13 protein-coding genes and 1 tRNA gene are annotated in these 16,656 nt (G+C 66.7%); 11 read left to right on the top strand and 3 right to left on the bottom strand.

The window, feature by feature from the left end:
• Positions 1-99: 99 nt before the first annotated feature.
• The 3 genes from P9849_RS10340 (at position 100) to P9849_RS10330 (ending at position 1,252) form a co-directional block, all read left to right on the top strand.
• Positions 100-498 (top strand): hypothetical protein, encoded by a 399-nt coding sequence (locus P9849_RS10340; RefSeq protein WP_278266720.1) that lies wholly within the window; start codon positions 100-102, stop codon positions 496-498.
• Positions 499-511: 13 nt separating this feature from the next.
• Positions 512-712 (top strand): hypothetical protein, encoded by a 201-nt coding sequence (locus P9849_RS10335; RefSeq protein ID WP_278266719.1) that lies wholly within the window; start codon positions 512-514, stop codon positions 710-712.
• Between the two features lie 87 nt (positions 713-799).
• Complete coding sequence (locus P9849_RS10330; RefSeq protein ID WP_278266718.1) at positions 800-1,252, top strand: hypothetical protein; 453 nt, start codon at positions 800-802, stop codon at positions 1,250-1,252.
• 530 nt (positions 1,253-1,782) lie between these two features.
• On the opposite strand, the gene P9849_RS10325 is transcribed toward P9849_RS10330, so the two are convergent.
• The 3 genes from P9849_RS10325 to P9849_RS10315 all read right to left on the bottom strand — a co-directional run bounded on the left by P9849_RS10325 (position 1,783) and on the right by P9849_RS10315 (position 3,592).
• The gene (locus P9849_RS10325; RefSeq protein WP_278266717.1) at positions 1,783-1,995 is read right to left on the bottom strand and encodes a hypothetical protein; all 213 of its coding nucleotides are present in this window, start codon (positions 1,993-1,995) and stop codon (positions 1,783-1,785) included.
• A gap of 15 nt (positions 1,996-2,010) precedes the next feature.
• Positions 2,011-2,907, bottom strand: coding sequence for a hypothetical protein (locus P9849_RS10320; RefSeq protein WP_278266716.1), 897 nt, complete (start codon positions 2,905-2,907; stop codon positions 2,011-2,013).
• Between the two features lie 609 nt (positions 2,908-3,516).
• A tRNA-Lys gene (locus P9849_RS10315) sits at positions 3,517-3,592 on the bottom strand.
• 287 nt (positions 3,593-3,879) lie between these two features.
• On the opposite strand from P9849_RS10315, the gene ilvD reads away from it, so the two are divergent.
• The 8 genes from ilvD (at position 3,880) to metG (ending at position 16,557) form a co-directional block, all read left to right on the top strand.
• Positions 3,880-5,583: a dihydroxy-acid dehydratase gene (gene ilvD, locus P9849_RS10310; RefSeq protein WP_278266715.1), complete on the top strand. Its 1,704-nt coding sequence runs from the start codon at positions 3,880-3,882 to the stop codon at positions 5,581-5,583.
• A gap of 318 nt (positions 5,584-5,901) precedes the next feature.
• The gene (locus P9849_RS10305; RefSeq protein ID WP_278266714.1) at positions 5,902-7,791 is read left to right on the top strand and encodes an acetolactate synthase large subunit; all 1,890 of its coding nucleotides are present in this window, start codon (positions 5,902-5,904) and stop codon (positions 7,789-7,791) included.
• A gap of 2 nt (positions 7,792-7,793) precedes the next feature.
• Positions 7,794-8,306, top strand: coding sequence for an acetolactate synthase small subunit (ilvN, locus tag P9849_RS10300; RefSeq protein WP_066210822.1), 513 nt, complete (start codon positions 7,794-7,796; stop codon positions 8,304-8,306).
• 49 nt (positions 8,307-8,355) lie between these two features.
• Positions 8,356-9,381: a ketol-acid reductoisomerase gene (gene ilvC / locus P9849_RS10295; protein ID WP_066210821.1), complete on the top strand. Its 1,026-nt coding sequence runs from the start codon at positions 8,356-8,358 to the stop codon at positions 9,379-9,381.
• Between the two features lie 193 nt (positions 9,382-9,574).
• On the top strand, positions 9,575-11,170 hold the full coding sequence (gene serA, locus P9849_RS10290; protein WP_066210819.1) for a phosphoglycerate dehydrogenase: 1,596 nt from the start codon (positions 9,575-9,577) through the stop codon (positions 11,168-11,170).
• 182 nt (positions 11,171-11,352) lie between these two features.
• A complete protein-coding gene (locus tag P9849_RS10285) occupies positions 11,353-14,148 on the top strand; it encodes an FtsX-like permease family protein (protein WP_278266713.1) in 2,796 nt (931 codons plus the stop codon).
• Positions 14,145-14,957 (top strand): ATP-binding cassette domain-containing protein, encoded by an 813-nt coding sequence (locus tag P9849_RS10280; protein WP_278266712.1) that lies wholly within the window; start codon positions 14,145-14,147, stop codon positions 14,955-14,957. Before P9849_RS10285 ends, P9849_RS10280 begins: the two co-directional genes overlap by 4 nt.
• Before the next feature lie 43 nt (positions 14,958-15,000).
• Positions 15,001-16,557, top strand: coding sequence for a methionine--tRNA ligase (metG, locus tag P9849_RS10275; RefSeq protein WP_278266711.1), 1,557 nt, complete (start codon positions 15,001-15,003; stop codon positions 16,555-16,557).
• Positions 16,558-16,656: the final 99 nt, after the last annotated feature.

Below are 16,656 nucleotides of genomic sequence, written 5' to 3'. Positions count from 1 at the left end.
GCACCGTGTATACGACGCCGTCCGGCGGCTGTGCCCACGACGCGAGGAAATGGCCACACTCTACGGCGCGTGCGGCCGGAAGGTCAGGGGGAGATCGCTGTGCTGCTGATGACGGAAATGCTGGAAGGTTCGAGTCCGGGGTTCGAGGTGCAGACCGTGGAAGTCGTGGAGGGATATCTCCTGGTGCGTCTGCGCGTCGGCGACGAACGGCAGGAGTACCTGGACACGCCCAGAGGTGTGCGCCTCACGCAGCGGAGCCTCCTGGAGGACGGGGTGATCTTGTCCGATGAATCGGGCAACAGGGTGAGTCCTCTGCAATCAGTGAGCTCCGGTGGTGGACCCTTTGCGGGAATGGAGGACATCGCCTTTCCTTTGATGCCGTCGCTGTCGTTGGAGGACACCCTGACCCTGGACGCCGCGGACGTCCACCTGCGTTTCGCCGTCGTGACGCCTGGGCCGGCAGCAGCGGAATCCTTCGACACTGTCGGCCGAGGCTGACGAGAGGATCACGATGAGCTACTGCAAGAAAGCCGCCTGGTGGCAAGGTTCAGTGTTCATTGTCCTGGCGGTGACCAACGCGCTGTCGGACCACAGGCCGGGGTGGAAGATCGGGCTGGTGACGGCGAGTTCGGTGATGGCCGTGGTGGTCATCGCGGGATGGCTGTGGCGCGACCGTCGTGAACCGCCGCCGCGGGGGTCGGCCCGGGAATAGCGCGGGGCCGGGCGGCTCCAATCCGTTCCCACGTGTGGTTCCGAATCGTTGCATATCGATCCGGACCACACCAGAAGGCGGCACACCGTGAGCACCCTCTCCTTCCTCGACCGTCTGCCGACGGCGCATCGACTCACCGGGGACCATCGCGACGGGCTCAGCACCGAAGCGCTGGCCGCCGTCGACCACATCTTGTCCGGGGGAGCGGTGTATCTCCCGTTTGCTCGGCTCGGGCATCGGACCGCCATGGATCGGGGCATGAGCCCTGAGGTGGAGTTCCTGGGCCAGTTCTCCGCGTCGTCGCCCTACACGGCAGGCGTACTGCTGAAGGTCCGCTTCGCCGACGATCCGTTCGTGTCCTTCTGGGTCCCGGCGGACTACCTTGCGCACGGGGACTGCCGAACGTGCCGGCAGTTGTGGGACGAGGTGGAGGCGCTCGCCGCCGACGCCGCCCCGGGGGTGATGCTGTACGGCCTGACGAGCGCGGAGAACGGTGTGCTGGTCAAGGAGGCGGACCTGGTGCGGGCCCACGCGGGGTGAGAAGGGCAACACGGCATGGCCGCAGGTGTAGGTCCCGATGGCAGTGGCGTCGATCCAGTGCTCGCCGTGGATGGTCTCGTATTTGACGGTCCGCAGGTCCGGCGGCGCCGCGGTTTTGGGGTCCTCCGGCTCCAAGCCGGGGAACAGTGCGGAGGTCATGTCCTTTGTCCTTGTGCTGTGTCAACGGGTTGGTCGGTGAAGGGCCATCAGAGCCGGCAGGTTGTGCATGCCCGCACGCAGCTCCTGTTCAGGTGGGTGGGGTGTTTGCACTGTCCGCAGAGCGGCGGTGGGAAGAGGAGCAGGGTGGGCATGGTCAGGCTTTCGGGCATGAAATGGCACCCGGGAAGGGTGCTCGGGGGCGAGGGCTGCTGGGCGGTGTGGTGGAATACGTCGGTGGCCGCGCTGCGGCCTCACCGCAGATTTTGAATCGACTGGCCGTGGCACGCAAGAGGCCCGGGCCGACAAACCGCCGACCCGGGCCTCTTTGTGGCGCGACCTATAACGCCACAACCTACCCGATGGGAAACTCATCAATTTCGGAGCCATTCCTTATTGGCGAAGTACAAGATCATCCTCGTGCCCTCCACGTAGATGATGTGTCCACCAGCCGCAATAAGTGCGATGTAGAACCACCTCTCAACCGTTGGGTGGAGCAGGAGTGGACCGGCGAGCCAGCCCACGAAGGATGTCGCGATCAACGCCATGACGACTTTCAGAATCTTGAGGAAATTCTCCTTCTTCACGACTTCGCCTCCCAACTAGTGGCATTGACTTCCACTGTAGACGAACGTGTTCCACGAAGCGTATGGCGGAAGTGGGATTGGGTAGCCGATAATTCCGACACACTTCTGCTGGGCCGTTGCCACGCCAGCGGTAATCGTCACATACGCCGTTGCGAGCCGACAGGCGATTGCAGCAGGGCCAGGAGCTGCTTGGCAGGCCGCAGAGATGTACTGTCGCCCGAGTGAACCTCCGGAGGCGATAGCCGCGGTCTCGCCCCTGTCGAAGTAGATTGAGCACCACGGGACGCCGCATCCGAACTCTGGGTCTGCCACGACCGGGTACGCTGCGCCACGGTGATCGACCTTTTGAAGGAGCGTGTTCCCCGACACCGTGTATGAGGTGGGGAGGGACTTCCCTGAGACGTCCTTGGCCCAGGGGGGAAGGATCTGGTTCAGCTGTTCGCCAGCCGCGTTCGTAACGTTCACCGAGCCATCCTTATTGAGGCTCAGTGTGGTGTTGGCGTCTCCGACGATGAACTTGTACTCGCTCGGCGCCGTGGGGGTGTTGATCACCACGTACCCGGCTTTGGTGCCGTTCGGGCCGGTGCCGATGACGGTTCCGTAGTCGTTCCCGCGGGCGCGGTTGACCTTGACACCGTTCTCGACGGTGGCGGTGGTGCCGGGTACGGAGGCCGTGAGGTCCACGGGGGCGATCTTCGACTCGGTCGCGGGCTTGGTCGCCAGGTTTCGCGCGGCGATCTTGCTCTGCGCCGTGGCGGCAGGTGAGCCGATGAGGCCCTGCTGCTGGACCACGGCGAGTGGATCCTCGTGGTGGTTCGCCTCGGCGGCGTTCGCCGGTCCGGCGACTCCCAAGGATGTTGCGACGACGAGTGCGGCTGCCGCGCCCGTCAGTAACTTCTTCAGTGCTGACATGTAGTTCTCCCCTGAACTGCTTGTTGACTTGGAAATTTTTGACCGATCGTACTGGCTATTTTTCACGCTACCCGGCGCGACGTGACAGTTGTTGTCGCCCCTAGGGGGCATTTTCTACACCGATTTGAAAATAGATGGGGCCTGTTCGGCCGGCTTGCCCGAAACCGGCGAAGCGGCGGGGCGCGTTGAAGCGTTCTGGGGACGGCCCGACCTTGTGGGGAACCAGAAGTCGGGATGGGTGAGCGCGCCGATCTGCGTACAGAACTCGACCTCCGCGAAGCGGGAATGTGGTGGTTCTGCGCCGAGTGCGGCCCGGCGGGTGCATTCGACGGAGGCGTGCACGTGCTGGTTCGGGTGGCCAGGGTTCCTCATGGCGGTCGCCGCCTGGCGCGTCCCGTTGATCAGGGGCCTGGAGGTCCAGTCCACGGTGCCCGCACGAGACATGGTTGCCTGGGCGTCCGCGTCAAGGAATGGCGTCGTGCAGACGCACGTTGCATGGCGCTGAAACGCAGGCGCACGGTGTTCCCGCAGCACCTAAGGGATGCGAAGAGGCGGGGTACAAAAAAGTCCCGCCCGATCATGCCTTTCAGCAGATCGAGCGGGACTCGTTGGTGCACCCCCCGGGACTCGAACCCGGAACCCATTGATTAAGAGTCAATTGCTCTGCCAGTTGAGCTAGAGGTGCATCGTTGTGGCTTCTCAGCCGGGCTTTTCTTCCCGTCTGCGTTCCCCGCAACGAGTAAGAACTCTACTGGAGTTTTCCGCAAAAGTGAAATCGGGGCCTCGGGGGAGCTTCGAAGCGGTCCCGCAGGCCCTTCCGGCCCGGTTTTCCGGGGGAGTGGATGCCGCGCGCTGTCGCAATCAGACCGCTGGCAACTCGTCCGGTGCCATTCTGTGAGGCACGTCATAGACTGGCCGCAACGTGCCGGGCCTTGCTCGCTGGGCCCAGGCTCCCGAGCGACGGAGGATGCCATGACCGCAGAACCCACTCCAGACATCAAGCCACGTTCCCGGGTGGTGACGGACGGCATCCATGCGGCTCCGGCGCGCGGCATGTTCCGCGCCGTGGGTATGGGCGACGAGGACTTCGCGAAGCCGCAGATCGGCGTCGCGAGTTCCTGGAATGAGATCACCCCGTGCAATCTCTCGCTCAACCGCCTCGCCCTGGCGGTGAAGGAAGGCGTGCACGCCGGAGGCGGGTTCCCGATGCAGTTCGGCACGATCTCCGTCTCAGACGGGATCTCCATGGGCCACGACGGCATGCACTTCTCGCTCGTCTCCCGCGAGGTGATCGCGGATTCGGTGGAGACCGTGATGCAGGCCGAGCGGATCGACGGCTCGGTGCTTCTCGCGGGCTGCGACAAGTCGCTCCCCGGAATGCTGATGGCCGCCGCGCGCCTGAACCTGGCGAGTGTCTTCCTCTACGCGGGCTCCATCATGCCCGGCTGGGTGCGCCTGGAGGACGGCTCCGAGAAGGAAGTCACGCTCATCGACGCCTTCGAAGCGGTGGGTGCCTGCGCAGCGGGCCGGATGAGCAGGGGAGACCTGGACCGGATCGAGCGCGCGATCTGTCCGGGGGAGGGCGCATGCGGCGGCATGTACACGGCGAACACCATGGCGTGCATCGGCGAAGCGCTCGGGATGTCCCTGCCCGGTTCCGCCGCGCCGCCGTCAGCCGACCGGCGTCGTGACGATTTCGCGCGTCGTTCCGGTGAGGCCGTGGTCAACCTCCTGCGGCTGGGCATCACCGCGCGGGACATCATGACCAAGCCCGCGTTCGAGAACGCCATCGCCGTCACCATGGCCTTCGGCGGCTCGACCAACGCGGTGCTGCACCTTCTCGCGATCGCGCGGGAGGCCGGCGTCGACCTCGTTCTCGACGACTTCAACCGCATCGGCGACAAGGTGCCCCATCTCGGCGACCTCAAGCCCTTCGGCCGCTATGTGATGACCGACGTCGACCGCATCGGCGGGGTGCCGGTCATCATGCGGGCACTGCTCGACGCCGGCCTCCTGCACGGCGACTGCCTCACCGTCACCGGCCGCACCGTGGCCGAGAACCTCGAAGCGATCAACCCGCCGGACGTCGACGGCAAGATCCTGCGGGCCCTCGACAACCCGATCCACAAGACCGGCGGCATCACCATCCTGCACGGATCGCTCGCCCCGGAGGGCGCCGTGGTGAAGACCGCCGGTTTCGACGCCGAGGTCTTCGAAGGCACGGCCCGCGTCTTCGAGCGGGAGCAGGGCGCCCTCGACGCGCTGGACCGCGGCGAGATCCAGAAGGGCGACGTCGTCGTCATCCGCTACGAGGGCCCCAAGGGAGGCCCCGGCATGCGCGAGATGCTCGCCATCACCGGCGCGATCAAGGGCGCGGGCCTCGGCAAGGACGTCCTGCTGCTGACGGACGGGCGCTTCTCCGGCGGCACCACCGGGCTCTGCATCGGACACGTCGCGCCGGAAGCGGTCGACGGCGGGCCCATCGCCTTCGTCAAGGACGGCGACCGGATCCGGGTGGACATCGCGGCCCGGTCCTTCGATCTCCTGGTGGAGGAGGAAGAACTCGCGGCCCGCAAGGTGGGCTGGGCGCCGCTGCCGGCGCGCTTCACCACGGGCGTCCTCTCGAAGTACGCCAAGCTGGTCAATTCGGCGTCCACCGGGGCGTACTGCGGCTAGCCGGCGCTCTCGCGCGACGACGACGGCGGCTCCCCGCCGCCGTCGTGCCCGCATGCCGGACGCGGCCGTCCACATTGTGAGACGAGGCGTCCGGCAGTTGACACTAAATCGCGCCACGGGGAACACTGTAGCCATGACTGAAACCGTGATCGTCGTAGTCCTTACCAAGCGCGTGGCATAAGCCAAGCTGGTAACGGTCAGTCACGCGCAACCCCTCGAAGAGCCTCACGGCTGAGGGGTTTTTTTGTTGCTAGAGACGTCACGGCCAGTCACCCACCCGAAATCGCCCCTCAGGGGGCACCAACGAGGAAGAGTCCGATGAGCAAAGGATCGCCCATCAGCCCCACGCTGTTGGCTGCAAAGTCCGCGAAGAATGCGGAAAAGTCCGAGCGCGCCGTCACCGCTGCCGATGACGCAGCGGCCCTCTCTCCTGTCCTCGGGCCGAACAACGTTGTACCCCCAACGGAGATGACCGGCTCACAAGCACTCGTCCGCTCGCTCGAAGAACTCGGCGTCAAGGACATTTTCGGTTTGCCCGGTGGTGCCATCCTGCCCACCTACGACCCGTTGATGGCTTCCAGTTTGAATCACATCCTGGTCCGTCACGAGCAGGGAGCCGGCCACGCCGCGCAGGGCTATGCCATGGTCACCGGTGAGGTGGGCGTGTGCATCGCCACCTCCGGTCCTGGCGCCACCAACCTGGTCACCGCCATCATGGACGCCCACATGGACTCCGTGCCGATGGTCGCCATCACCGGTCAGGTCAGCAGTGGCGTGATCGGAACGGACGCCTTCCAGGAGGCGGACATCGTCGGCATCACCATGCCGATCACCAAGCACTCGTTCCTGGTCACGGACCCGGACGAGATCCCCCGGGTCATGGCCGAGGCCTTCCACCTCGCCTCCACGGGCCGTCCCGGCCCCGTCCTGGTGGACTTCGCCAAGGACGCCCAGGTCGCCAAGACGATGTTCTCCTGGCCGCCGAAGATCGACCTGCCCGGGTACCGTCCCGTGCTGCGCGGTCACAGCAAGCAGCTCCGCGAGGCCGCCAAGCTGATCGGCGCCGCCAAGAAGCCCGTGTTCTACGTCGGCGGCGGCGTGCTCAAGGGCCACGCCTGTGAAGAGCTGAAGGAACTCGCCGAGCTGAGCGGCGCCCCCGTGGTCACCACCCTCATGGCCAAGGGCGCCTTCCCGGACTCCCACCCGCAGCACGTCGGCATGCCCGGCATGCATGGCACGGTCTCCGCGGTCACCGCACTGCAGCAGGCGGACCTGCTCATCACGCTCGGCGCCCGTTTCGATGACCGCGTGACCGGCGTGCTGAAGACTTTCGCACCGAACGCCAAGGTCATCCACGCGGACATCGACCCGGCCGAGATCTCCAAGAACCGCACCGCGGACGTGCCGATCGTGGGCAGTGTCAAGGAGATCATCCCCGAGCTGACCGAGGTCCTCCGCGCGTACTTCGAGGCCAACGGCAAGCCCGACCTTGGCGCCTGGTGGGCGTTCCTGAACAACCTCAAGGAGACCTACCCGCTCGGCTGGACCGAGCCGGAGGACGGCCTGATCGCCCCGCAGCGCGTGCTGCAGCGGATCGGCGAGCTGACCGGTCCCGAGGGCGTCTTCGTGGCAGGCGTCGGCCAGCATCAGATGTGGGCCGCGCAGTTCATCAAGTACGAGCGCCCGCACGCCTGGCTGAACTCCGGCGGCGCCGGCACCATGGGCTACTCCGTCCCGGCCGCCATGGGCGCCAAGGTCGGCAACCCGGACCGCGTGGTCTGGGCGATCGACGGCGACGGCTGCTTCCAGATGACCAATCAGGAACTCGCCACCTGTGCCATCAACAACATCCCGATCAAGGTCGCGATCATCAACAACTCCTCGCTGGGCATGGTCCGCCAGTGGCAGACCCTGTTCTATGAGGGCCGGTACTCGAACACCGACCTCAACACGGGCCACGACACCGTCCGGATCCCGGACTTCGTCAAGCTCGCCGACGCCTACGGCTGCGCCGCGCTGCGCTGTGAGCGGGAAGAGGACATCGACGCCACCATCCAGAAGGCCCTGGAGATCAACGACCGCCCCGTCGTGATCGACTTCGTGGTCAGCCCCAACGCCATGGTGTGGCCGATGGTGCCCTCCGGCGTGAGCAATGACCAGATCCAGGTCGCCCGGAACATGACCCCCGAGTGGGAAGAAGAGGACTGATCATGAGCCGTCACACTCTCTCCGTGCTGGTGGAGGACAAGCCCGGCGTGCTCACGCGCGTCTCCGGCCTCTTCGCCCGCCGGGCCTTCAACATCAATTCCCTCGCCGTCGGCCCCACGGAGGTGCCGGGCACGTCCCGCATCACCGCGGTGGTCGAGGCGGAAGGTGACCTCATCGAGCAGGTCACCAAGCAGCTCAACAAATTGATCAATGTGATCAAGATCGTAGAGCTCACGAGCGACGCTTCCGTGCAGCGCGACCATATCCTGGTCAAAGTACGGGCCGATGCCGCAACGCGTCTGCAGGTCACCCAAGCCGCAGACCTGTTCCGCGCCTCCGTGGTCGATGTGTCCACCGACTCATTGATCATCGAGGCCACCGGTCATCCGGAGAAGATCACAGCACTGCTGTCAGTCCTGGAGCCCTTCGGCATCCGCGAGATTGTGCAGTCCGGCACCTTGGCCGTTGGACGGGGACCCCGCTCCATGAGTGACCGCGCTCTGCGGTCCGCCTGAATCCCACACGAGACACCGTTCCACCCCCACCATTCCAAGGAGAATTTCCATGACCGAGCTGATCTACGATGACGATGCAGACCTGACGATCGTCCAGGGCAAGAAGGTCGCCATCGTCGGCTACGGCTCCCAGGGCCACGCCCACGCCCAGAACCTGCGCGACTCCGGCGTCCAGGTCGTCATCGGCCTGAAGGAGGGCTCCAAGTCCATCGCCAAGGCGGAGGACGAGGGCTTCGAGGTCAAGAGCGTGGCCGACGCCGCGGACTGGGCCGACCTCATCATGATCCTGGCGCCGGACCAGCACCAGCGTGCGATCTACAACGACTCCATCAAGGACAAGCTGACCGCGGGCAAGACCCTGGCCTTCGCCCACGGCTTCAACATCCGCTTCGGGTACATCCAGGTCCCCGAAGGCGTGGACGTCATCCTCGTCGCTCCGAAGGCCCCGGGCCACACGGTGCGCCGCGAGTACGTCGCCGGCCGAGGCATCCCGGACATCATCGCCGTCGAGCAGGATGCCACCGGCACCGCCTGGGAGACCGCCAAGTCCTACGCCAAGGCCATCGGCGGCACCCGTGCCGGCGTCATCAAGACCACCTTCACCGAAGAGACCGAGACGGACCTCTTCGGCGAGCAGGCCGTCCTCTGCGGTGGCGTGTCCCAGCTGGTCCAGTACGGCTTCGAGACGCTGACCGAGGCCGGCTACCAGCCGCAGATCGCCTACTTCGAGGTGCTGCACGAGCTCAAGCTGATCGTCGACCTCATGTGGGAGGGCGGCATCGCCAAGCAGCGCTGGAGCGTCTCCGACACCGCCGAGTTCGGTGACTACGTCTCCGGCCCGCGTGTCATCGACCCGCGCGTCAAGGAGAACATGGCGGCCGTCCTGGCCGACATCCAGAACGGCGCCTTCGCCAAGCGCTTCATCGACGACCAGGACAACGGCGCCGTCGAGTTCAAGGAGCTGCGCGCCAAGGCGGAGCAGCACCCGATCGAGGCCGTGGGCAAGGACCTCCGTGCCCTGTTCTCGTGGAAGCAGCAGGACTCCGACTACGTCGACGGTTCCGCCGCTCGCTGATCGCCGCCCGAAGGACCATGATCCTTCACAAAAGGGAAGCCGATTCCCGGCACGCCGCACCGAGCCAGTAATCTCGGTGGCAGGCGTGTGAAGCAAGGACGCCGGGCCCGCACACTGTGCGGGTCCGGCGATTCCACGCTCAGGACACCTGAGACAAGCCACTGCAGTATCGATCGCCACAAAGAGGTCACCGGTGACAGACACCAAGCCCGTAGTACTCATTGCCGAAGAACTATCGCCTGCCACCGTGGCGGCACTGGGACCGGATTTCGACATCCGGCAGACCGACGGCGCCGACCGTTCCCAGCTCCTGCCGGCCCTGGCCGACGCCCACGCCATCCTGGTCCGCTCCGCCACGCAGGTGGACGCCGAAGCCATCGCTGCCGCGCCGAACCTCAAGGTGATCGCCCGTGCCGGCGTCGGCCTGGATAACGTCGACATCAAGGCCGCCACTCAGGCCGGTGTCATGGTGGTCAACGCGCCCACCTCGAACATCATCTCCGCCGCCGAACTCACGGTCGGCCACATCCTCAGCCTGGCCCGCCACATCCCGCAGGCCTGCGGCGCCCTCAAGGCGGGGGAGTGGAAGCGCTCCAAGTACTCGGGCACCGAGCTGTTCGAGAAGAAGATCGGCATCATCGGCTTCGGCCGCATCGGCGCCCTCGTCGCCGCCCGTCTCCAGGCCTTCGGCACCGAGATCCTCGCCTACGACCCCTACGTCACCTCGGCCCGCGCCGCACAGCTCGGCGTGAAGCTCGTGACCCTGGACGAGCTCCTGGCGCAGTCCGATTTCATCACCATCCACATGCCGAAGACCCCCGAGACCGTGGGCATGCTCGGCGCGGACGCCTTCGAGAAGATGAAGGAGACCGCGTACGTGGTCAACGTCGCCCGCGGTGGCCTGGTCGACGAGACCGCCCTGCACGAGGCGCTCGTGGCCGGCAAGATCGCCGGCGCCGGCATCGACGTGTTCTCCAAGGAGCCCTCCACGGACCTGCCGTTCTTCGGTCTGGACAACGTGGTCGTCACCCCGCACCTCGGCGCGTCCACCGCGGAGGCCCAGGAGAAGGCCGGCATCTCCGTGGCGAAGTCGGTCCGTCTGGCCCTGGCCGGAGAGCTCGTCCCCGACGCGGTCAACGTGGCCGGCGGCGTCATCCACTCCGACGTCCGCCCGGGCATCCCGCTGATCGAGAAGCTCGGCCGGATCTTCACCGCCCTCACGCACGACTCGGTGACCCAGATCGACGTCGAGGTGGCCGGTGAGATCGCTGCCCTGGACGTCAAGGTCCTCGAGCTGTCCGCGCTGAAGGGTGTGTTCGCCGACGTCGTCTCCGAGCAGGTCTCCTACGTCAACGCCCCGGTGATCGCCGAGCAGCGTGGCATCAACGTCCGCCTGATCACCACCGAGAACGCCGAGGACTACCGCAATGTGCTGACCCTCCGCGGCGCGCTGAGCGACGGTTCGCAGATCACGGTGTCCGGCACCCTGACGGGTCCGAAGCAGGTCGAGAAGCTCGTGGGCGTCAACGGTTTCGACATCGAGATCCCCATCACCGATCACCTGATCGTGGTCAGCTACCAGGACCGTCCCGGCGTCGTCGGCACCATCGGCCACATCCTGGGCATGAACAACATCAACATCGGCGGCATGCAGGTGGCGCGCAGCGCCGAAGGCGGCGACGTCCTGGCCCTGCTGACGGTCGATTCCTCCGTGCCGCAGCAGGTCCTCGACGCCATCAAGGCGGGCGTGGGCGCCAACGCCGTGCGTGAGGTCGACCTCGAGTCGTAAGGCCACACTGACGGGACCGAGGGTCCCGGGAACCCGGGCCGGTCTGCCTACAATAGCTATGGCGCTTTTGAGCGTCGCAGCGGTCGGCAGGCCGGCCCGAAGTCTTGAACCACCCCGTCGGAGCGTGGGCGAAGCCATGTCTGCAGTGCAGCCCTCTCCCGTTCCCTCACCCCAGGAGTGCAATGAACGCCGTTGAACGGTTCATCAGGAGCCGCGTGCTGCTGCTGACCGCGACCATCCTGATCGCGACCATGGCGCTGTCCGTCCTGGTCCAGAGCAGCTCACAGGCGGCTCTGGTCAAGACCGTGGACCAGAACTCCCGCGGCCTCTACGACATCCTGGTGCAGGCGCCGGGACAGGGCGAGGGCAAGCTCATGCAGCCGGACATCGTGACCGGCCAGGGCGGGATCAGCTTCGATCAGCTGGACAAGATCCGTCAGATGGACGGCACCGCGGTCGCCGCGCCCATCTCGCTGGTGTCCCGCGTGACGCAGAACCTCGAAGCCCCGCAGCTGCGGGCGATGGACTACCTCGGGTACAACTCGGGCCTGGTGGGGCTGCAGCAGACCAGCACCCCCGGCTCCACCGACGGCTCGAAGTGGCCGCAGGCCGAGTCCGTGCTCCCGGACAAGGCGACGAAGTACCGGATCACGGCCAGCGCCACGAGCTCGGACGGGGTGACCGAGCGGCAGCTGTTCAGCACCGTGGGCGAAGGGACGCTCGGCAAGGCCAAGGTCGTCCAGACCACGGTCGCCGGCGGCAAGTCCGTGCAGATCCAGGCTCCGGAAGGCGAGACGGGCATCAAGTTCCCCGCCCCCGCAGGCACCTCCACCCACACTCTCTTCAACGCCAACATCGCGCTGCCGCTGGCACCGGAGATCAGCGAATCCGTGGTGGCCGTGGACCCGACTGCCGAGCGCGCCCTGCTCGGCGAGGCCGGCGCGTTCCTCGCGCCGCTCGAGAAGGCTCCGCCTGCGGACGGCCGCAACGCCGGCGCCATCGGCCGTTTCTTCCAGGAGAAGCTCTCGTCCGGCATGTCCCAGCAGGACATCCAGGACGGGCCGGACTTCCTGGGCGTCCGCCTGAAGTACTGGGCCCCCACGCTCATGCAGTACGAGGCGAGCGTGCGCAGCAAGCAGATCACCGACGACTCCCAGGCCATCCCGCTGGTGGTGCGCCAGGGCACCAACCTGGACGTCAAGTACAACGTCAAGATCGAAGAGCTCGACGACGCCGGCAACGTCAGCAAGGAGGTCGGCACCGTCTCCAAGAACCTCGGTGACGGCTACCTCCCATTCGTCTCCAAGTCCCCGTTCGTGCTGCAGTGGCCGGGCGGGACGGACCATTCCGACCTTCTGGGCTCCACGTCCAGCTTCGCGTCCGGTCTGTACGACCCCGCCACCTGGAGCACCCAGTTCGCGGCCGCGCCGGACTACTCCGCCAAGAGCACCGAGGCCAACGGCTCCGAGGAGAAGCAGGCCGTCCCCGGTGACTGGGTCACGGTCAACAGCCTCCCGGAACGCGCCCTCGACGGCACGGCCGTGGATCAGGGCCAGCGCAAGCCGGTCCAGGACCGCTCCTACCGCAAGGACGTGGCCCGCGGCGACGCCAAGGCGACCCCGCTGCCCATCGTCTACGGCACCTTCGACCCCGCCGCGGTCCAGAAGGCCGCGGGCGACATCAACCGCCTGCCGCTCGGCGGCTACGATCCCGTGCCGTTCAGCCTTGCGAAGGACGCCTCGGGCGGCGACGCCGGCTCGAAGGCCCTCAAGCCGAGTCTGAGCGCCACGGGTCTGGTCAGCCAGTCCGCCGGTGCGATCACGGACTACTACGGCCTGGCCGCCGCCCGCGGCTACACCAAGGACGCCGACGTCGTGGACGCCATCCGCGTGCGCGCCAAGGCGGAGGGTGGCTGGCGTCAGGCCGGCGGCGATATCGCCAAGCTCGCCGACCAGATCCGCGCCCTCGGCCTCAAGGCCACCGTCGTCTCCGGCTCCGCCCGTGAGGACGCCAACATCTTCGTCCCGGGCTACAGCAAGGACGCCTCCGGCGCCGAGCAGGCCCTCGGAACCGTCCAGCAGTCGTGGGTCCGCCAGGATGCCGCGGCCGCGGTGAGCAGCTCGCTCTCCGGGACCAACATCATGCTCCTCTTCCTCGCCCTGCTGGGCGCCACCCTGCTGACCGCGGCCTCCACTGTCAGCTATGTGCGCAAGCGCCGGAGCGACGCAGGCATCCTGCGGGCCATGGGCTGGAACCAGAAGCAGATCAGGAAGTGGGTCCTCCAGGAGTTCGGCGTGGGCGCCGCGGCGCTGGCCGCAGCAGGCCTGATCCTCAGCGTCCTGAGCTGGAACCTCGCCACCGCGATCGTCTCGCTGCTCGTCCTGGTCATCTACGCGGTCGCGGCCTGGCTGGCGGTGCGTCAGCTGCGCCACCACCACGTGGTCGACCAGGAGGTCGTGGACGACTCCAGCCTCATCACGATCGATTCGCCGCTGACCTTCGCGAACCGTCAGCTGAAGACCCACCGCTTCAACACCCTGGCCCTGGCCGTCGCGGTCGGCGTCTTCGGCGCGGCGGTCGGCGCGCTCGTCTCGGTCCTCGTGGACATCCCGCGAGCAGCCGGCGCCTCCGCCCTGGGCGGCCTGGCGGCGGGGAGCATCGTCCTCCCGGCCATCATCCTGGCCGTGGCCGGCGCGGTCGTGGGGCTGTTCCTGACCATCGTGACGGGCCGCTTCGAACTGGGCGCCAAGCGCGAACAGATCGGCGTGCTCAATGCGATGGGCTGGAACCCTGACATGCTCCGTCAGGTCCGTTTCTTCGAACACGCCCTCGTGGGCCTGTACGCCCTCCCCATCGGCGTGCTGGGTGCCGCGCTCCTGGGTATTTTCCTCGCCCCCTACGCGGCTGTCTGGGCAGGCCTGGCCGGTCTGCTCGCCGTCGTGGTGTGGGTTCCCGTAGCGACAAGGATCATTCGATGACCATTGAACCGGAATCCCGGAAGAACCGCCGCGCCGAAGAGCGCCCCGCCCCGACCCAGGACCAGGAGAACACCGTGAGCGTGGAGCAGTCCGCCGTGGACGGCACCGAACTCCAGACCCGTGCGAACACCATCATCAAGGTGGCCGACCACGAGACCCCGCTGCGCCTGGAGGATGTCACCATCCGCTACGGCGGGGAGCGCAACGGCGCCGAGCGCGTCACCGTGGTCGAGAATTTCACCATGGACCTCGACGCCGGTGAGATGCACTGCGTCGCAGGCCGCTCCGGCTCCGGCAAGACGTCCATCCTGACCGTGAGCGCAGGCCTGACGCTGCCCACGAGCGGCCGCGTGTTCTGGGAGGACGCACCGCTCGACGCGATGAACGATGACGAGGTGGCCGACCGCCGTCGCGCGCTCATCGGCTATGTGGACCAGGGCGGCGCCCTGATCGAGGGCATGAGCGCCCTGGAGAACGTGCTGCTGCCCGCCGTCCCGGATGGCGAGGTGGAACAGCGCACCGAAGCCGCGAAGGACCTGCTGGAGCTGGTCGGTCTCGGCAAGCGCATCAAGCACCGTCCGGCCCAGCTGTCCGGCGGTGAGCGCCAGCGCGTGGCGATCGCCCGCGCGCTGATCCTCGGCACCCGCGTGCTGGTGGTCGACGAACCCACCGCCAGCCTGGACCGCGCCGCGGCCAACAAGATCATCGGCATCCTCAAGGACACCACCAAGGACGGCATCTCGGTCCTGGTCGCCTCGCACGACCACGAGCTCATCCGCGTGTCCGACACGATGACCGAGCTCAACTGATCACCGCCCAGCGCCCCGCACGCACAGCAGGAGAGAACACACCGTGACGCAGCAGAAGCCGTCCTACTACCTGACCACGGCCATCACGTACCCGAATGGCGTCCCGCACATCGGACACGCCTACGAGTACATCGCCACGGACGCGATGGCCCGCTTCAAGCGGCTGGACGGCTTCGACGTCATGTTCCTCACCGGCACGGACGAGCACGGCATGAAGATCGCGCAGGCAGCCGAGAAGGAAGGCATCACGCCCCAGGAGCTCGTGGACCGCAACGCGGAGATCTACAAGGCCACGCACGCCGAGCTGGGCATCAGCTACGACCGTTTCATCCGGACCACGGACGAGGACCACTACGCGGCGAGCCAGGAGATCTGGCGCCGCATGGAGGCCAACGGCGACATCTACCTCGGCAAGTACGAGGGCTGGTACTCGGTGCGTGACGAAGCGTTCTACGGCGAGGACGAGACCGAGCTCCGCGAAGACGGCAAGCGCTACTCCAAGGCCACGGACACCGAGCTGACCTGGACCGAGGAGGAGAGCTACTTCTTCCGGCTCTCCCAGTACCAGGAGAAGCTCCTGGCGCTCTACGAGGAGCAGCCGGAGTTCGGCTACCCGCGCGGCCGGTTCAACGAGGTCATCAGCTTCGTCAAGGGCGGGCTCGAGGATCTTTCCATCAGCCGCACCACCTTCGACTGGGGCGTTCCCGTCCCGGGCGATGACAAGCACGTCATGTACGTCTGGGTGGATGCGCTGACCAACTACCTGACCGGCGTCGGGTTCCCGGACGAGTCCAGCGAGAAGTTCCAGCGGTTCTGGCCCGCCGATGTGCACGTGATCGGCAAGGACATCTCGCGATTCCACGCGATTTTCTGGCCGGCGTTCCTCATGAGCGCCGGGCTGCCGCTGCCGAAGCGCGTGATGATCCACGGCTTCCTGCACAACAACGGCGTGAAGATGTCCAAGTCGCTGGGCAATGTGGTGGCGCCGGCGGACTTCGTGGCGCAGTACGGCCTGGACCAGGTGCGCTACTTCTTCCTGCGGGAGGTGCCGTTCGGCGCGGACGGCAGCTACAGCCATGACGCGATCGTGGGCCGCATGAACGCTGATCTGGCCAACAACTTCGGCAACCTGGCGCAGCGGTCGCTGTCCATGGTGGCGAAGAACTGCGACGGCGCCGTGCCGGTCCCCGGCGACTTCACCGCCGCGGACGAGGCCATGCTGGCGCAGGCGGACGCGCTGCTCGGAACCGTGCGGGCTGAGTTCGAGGAGCAGCAGTTCTCGCGGGCCCTGGAGGCCATGTGGCACGTGCTGGGGGAGTGCAACGCGTACTTCGCCGAGCAGCAGCCGTGGGTCCTGCGCAAGACCGACCCGGCCCGCATGAACACCGTGCTCTACGTGACGCTGGAGGTGCTGCGCCAGGTCGCGATCCTGAGCCAGCCCGTCATGCCCGCCTCCGCGGGCAAGGTGCTCGACCTGCTCGGCCAGGAATCCGAGGAGAGCCGTCTGTTCGCGGCGCTTCCGACGCGACTGGTGACCGGCACGGCCCTGCCCGCCCCGGCTCCCGTCTTCCCCAAGTATGAGGAGCCCGAAGAGGCCTGATCGCCTTCTCGTCCTTCACGAAGGAACAGCTGAGGCCCGGAAAACATGGTTTTCCGGGCCTCAGCTGTTCTCTCGCGTCAGGGGGGAGCCCCGACGCTC

The organism is Arthrobacter sp. Y-9 (assembly GCF_029690065.1).
In the GTDB taxonomy this organism is placed as follows: domain Bacteria; phylum Actinomycetota; class Actinomycetes; order Actinomycetales; family Micrococcaceae; genus Arthrobacter_E.
This window is presented reverse-complemented; position numbering and strand designations above follow the sequence as displayed.

Coding starts and splice junctions, on each gene's coding strand:
- ilvC (WP_066210821.1), top strand. CDS start 8,356: ATGACCGAGCTGATCTACGATGACGATGCAGACCTGACGATCGTCCAG.
- ilvD (WP_278266715.1), top strand. CDS start 3,880: ATGACCGCAGAACCCACTCCAGACATCAAGCCACGTTCCCGGGTGGTG.
- P9849_RS10305 (WP_278266714.1), top strand. CDS start 5,902: ATGAGCAAAGGATCGCCCATCAGCCCCACGCTGTTGGCTGCAAAGTCC.
- P9849_RS10335 (WP_278266719.1), top strand. CDS start 512: ATGAGCTACTGCAAGAAAGCCGCCTGGTGGCAAGGTTCAGTGTTCATT.
- P9849_RS10285 (WP_278266713.1), top strand. CDS start 11,353: ATGAACGCCGTTGAACGGTTCATCAGGAGCCGCGTGCTGCTGCTGACC.
- P9849_RS10320 (WP_278266716.1), bottom strand. CDS start 2,907: ATGTCAGCACTGAAGAAGTTACTGACGGGCGCGGCAGCCGCACTCGTC.
- P9849_RS10280 (WP_278266712.1), top strand. CDS start 14,145: ATGACCATTGAACCGGAATCCCGGAAGAACCGCCGCGCCGAAGAGCGC.
- ilvN (WP_066210822.1), top strand. CDS start 7,794: ATGAGCCGTCACACTCTCTCCGTGCTGGTGGAGGACAAGCCCGGCGTG.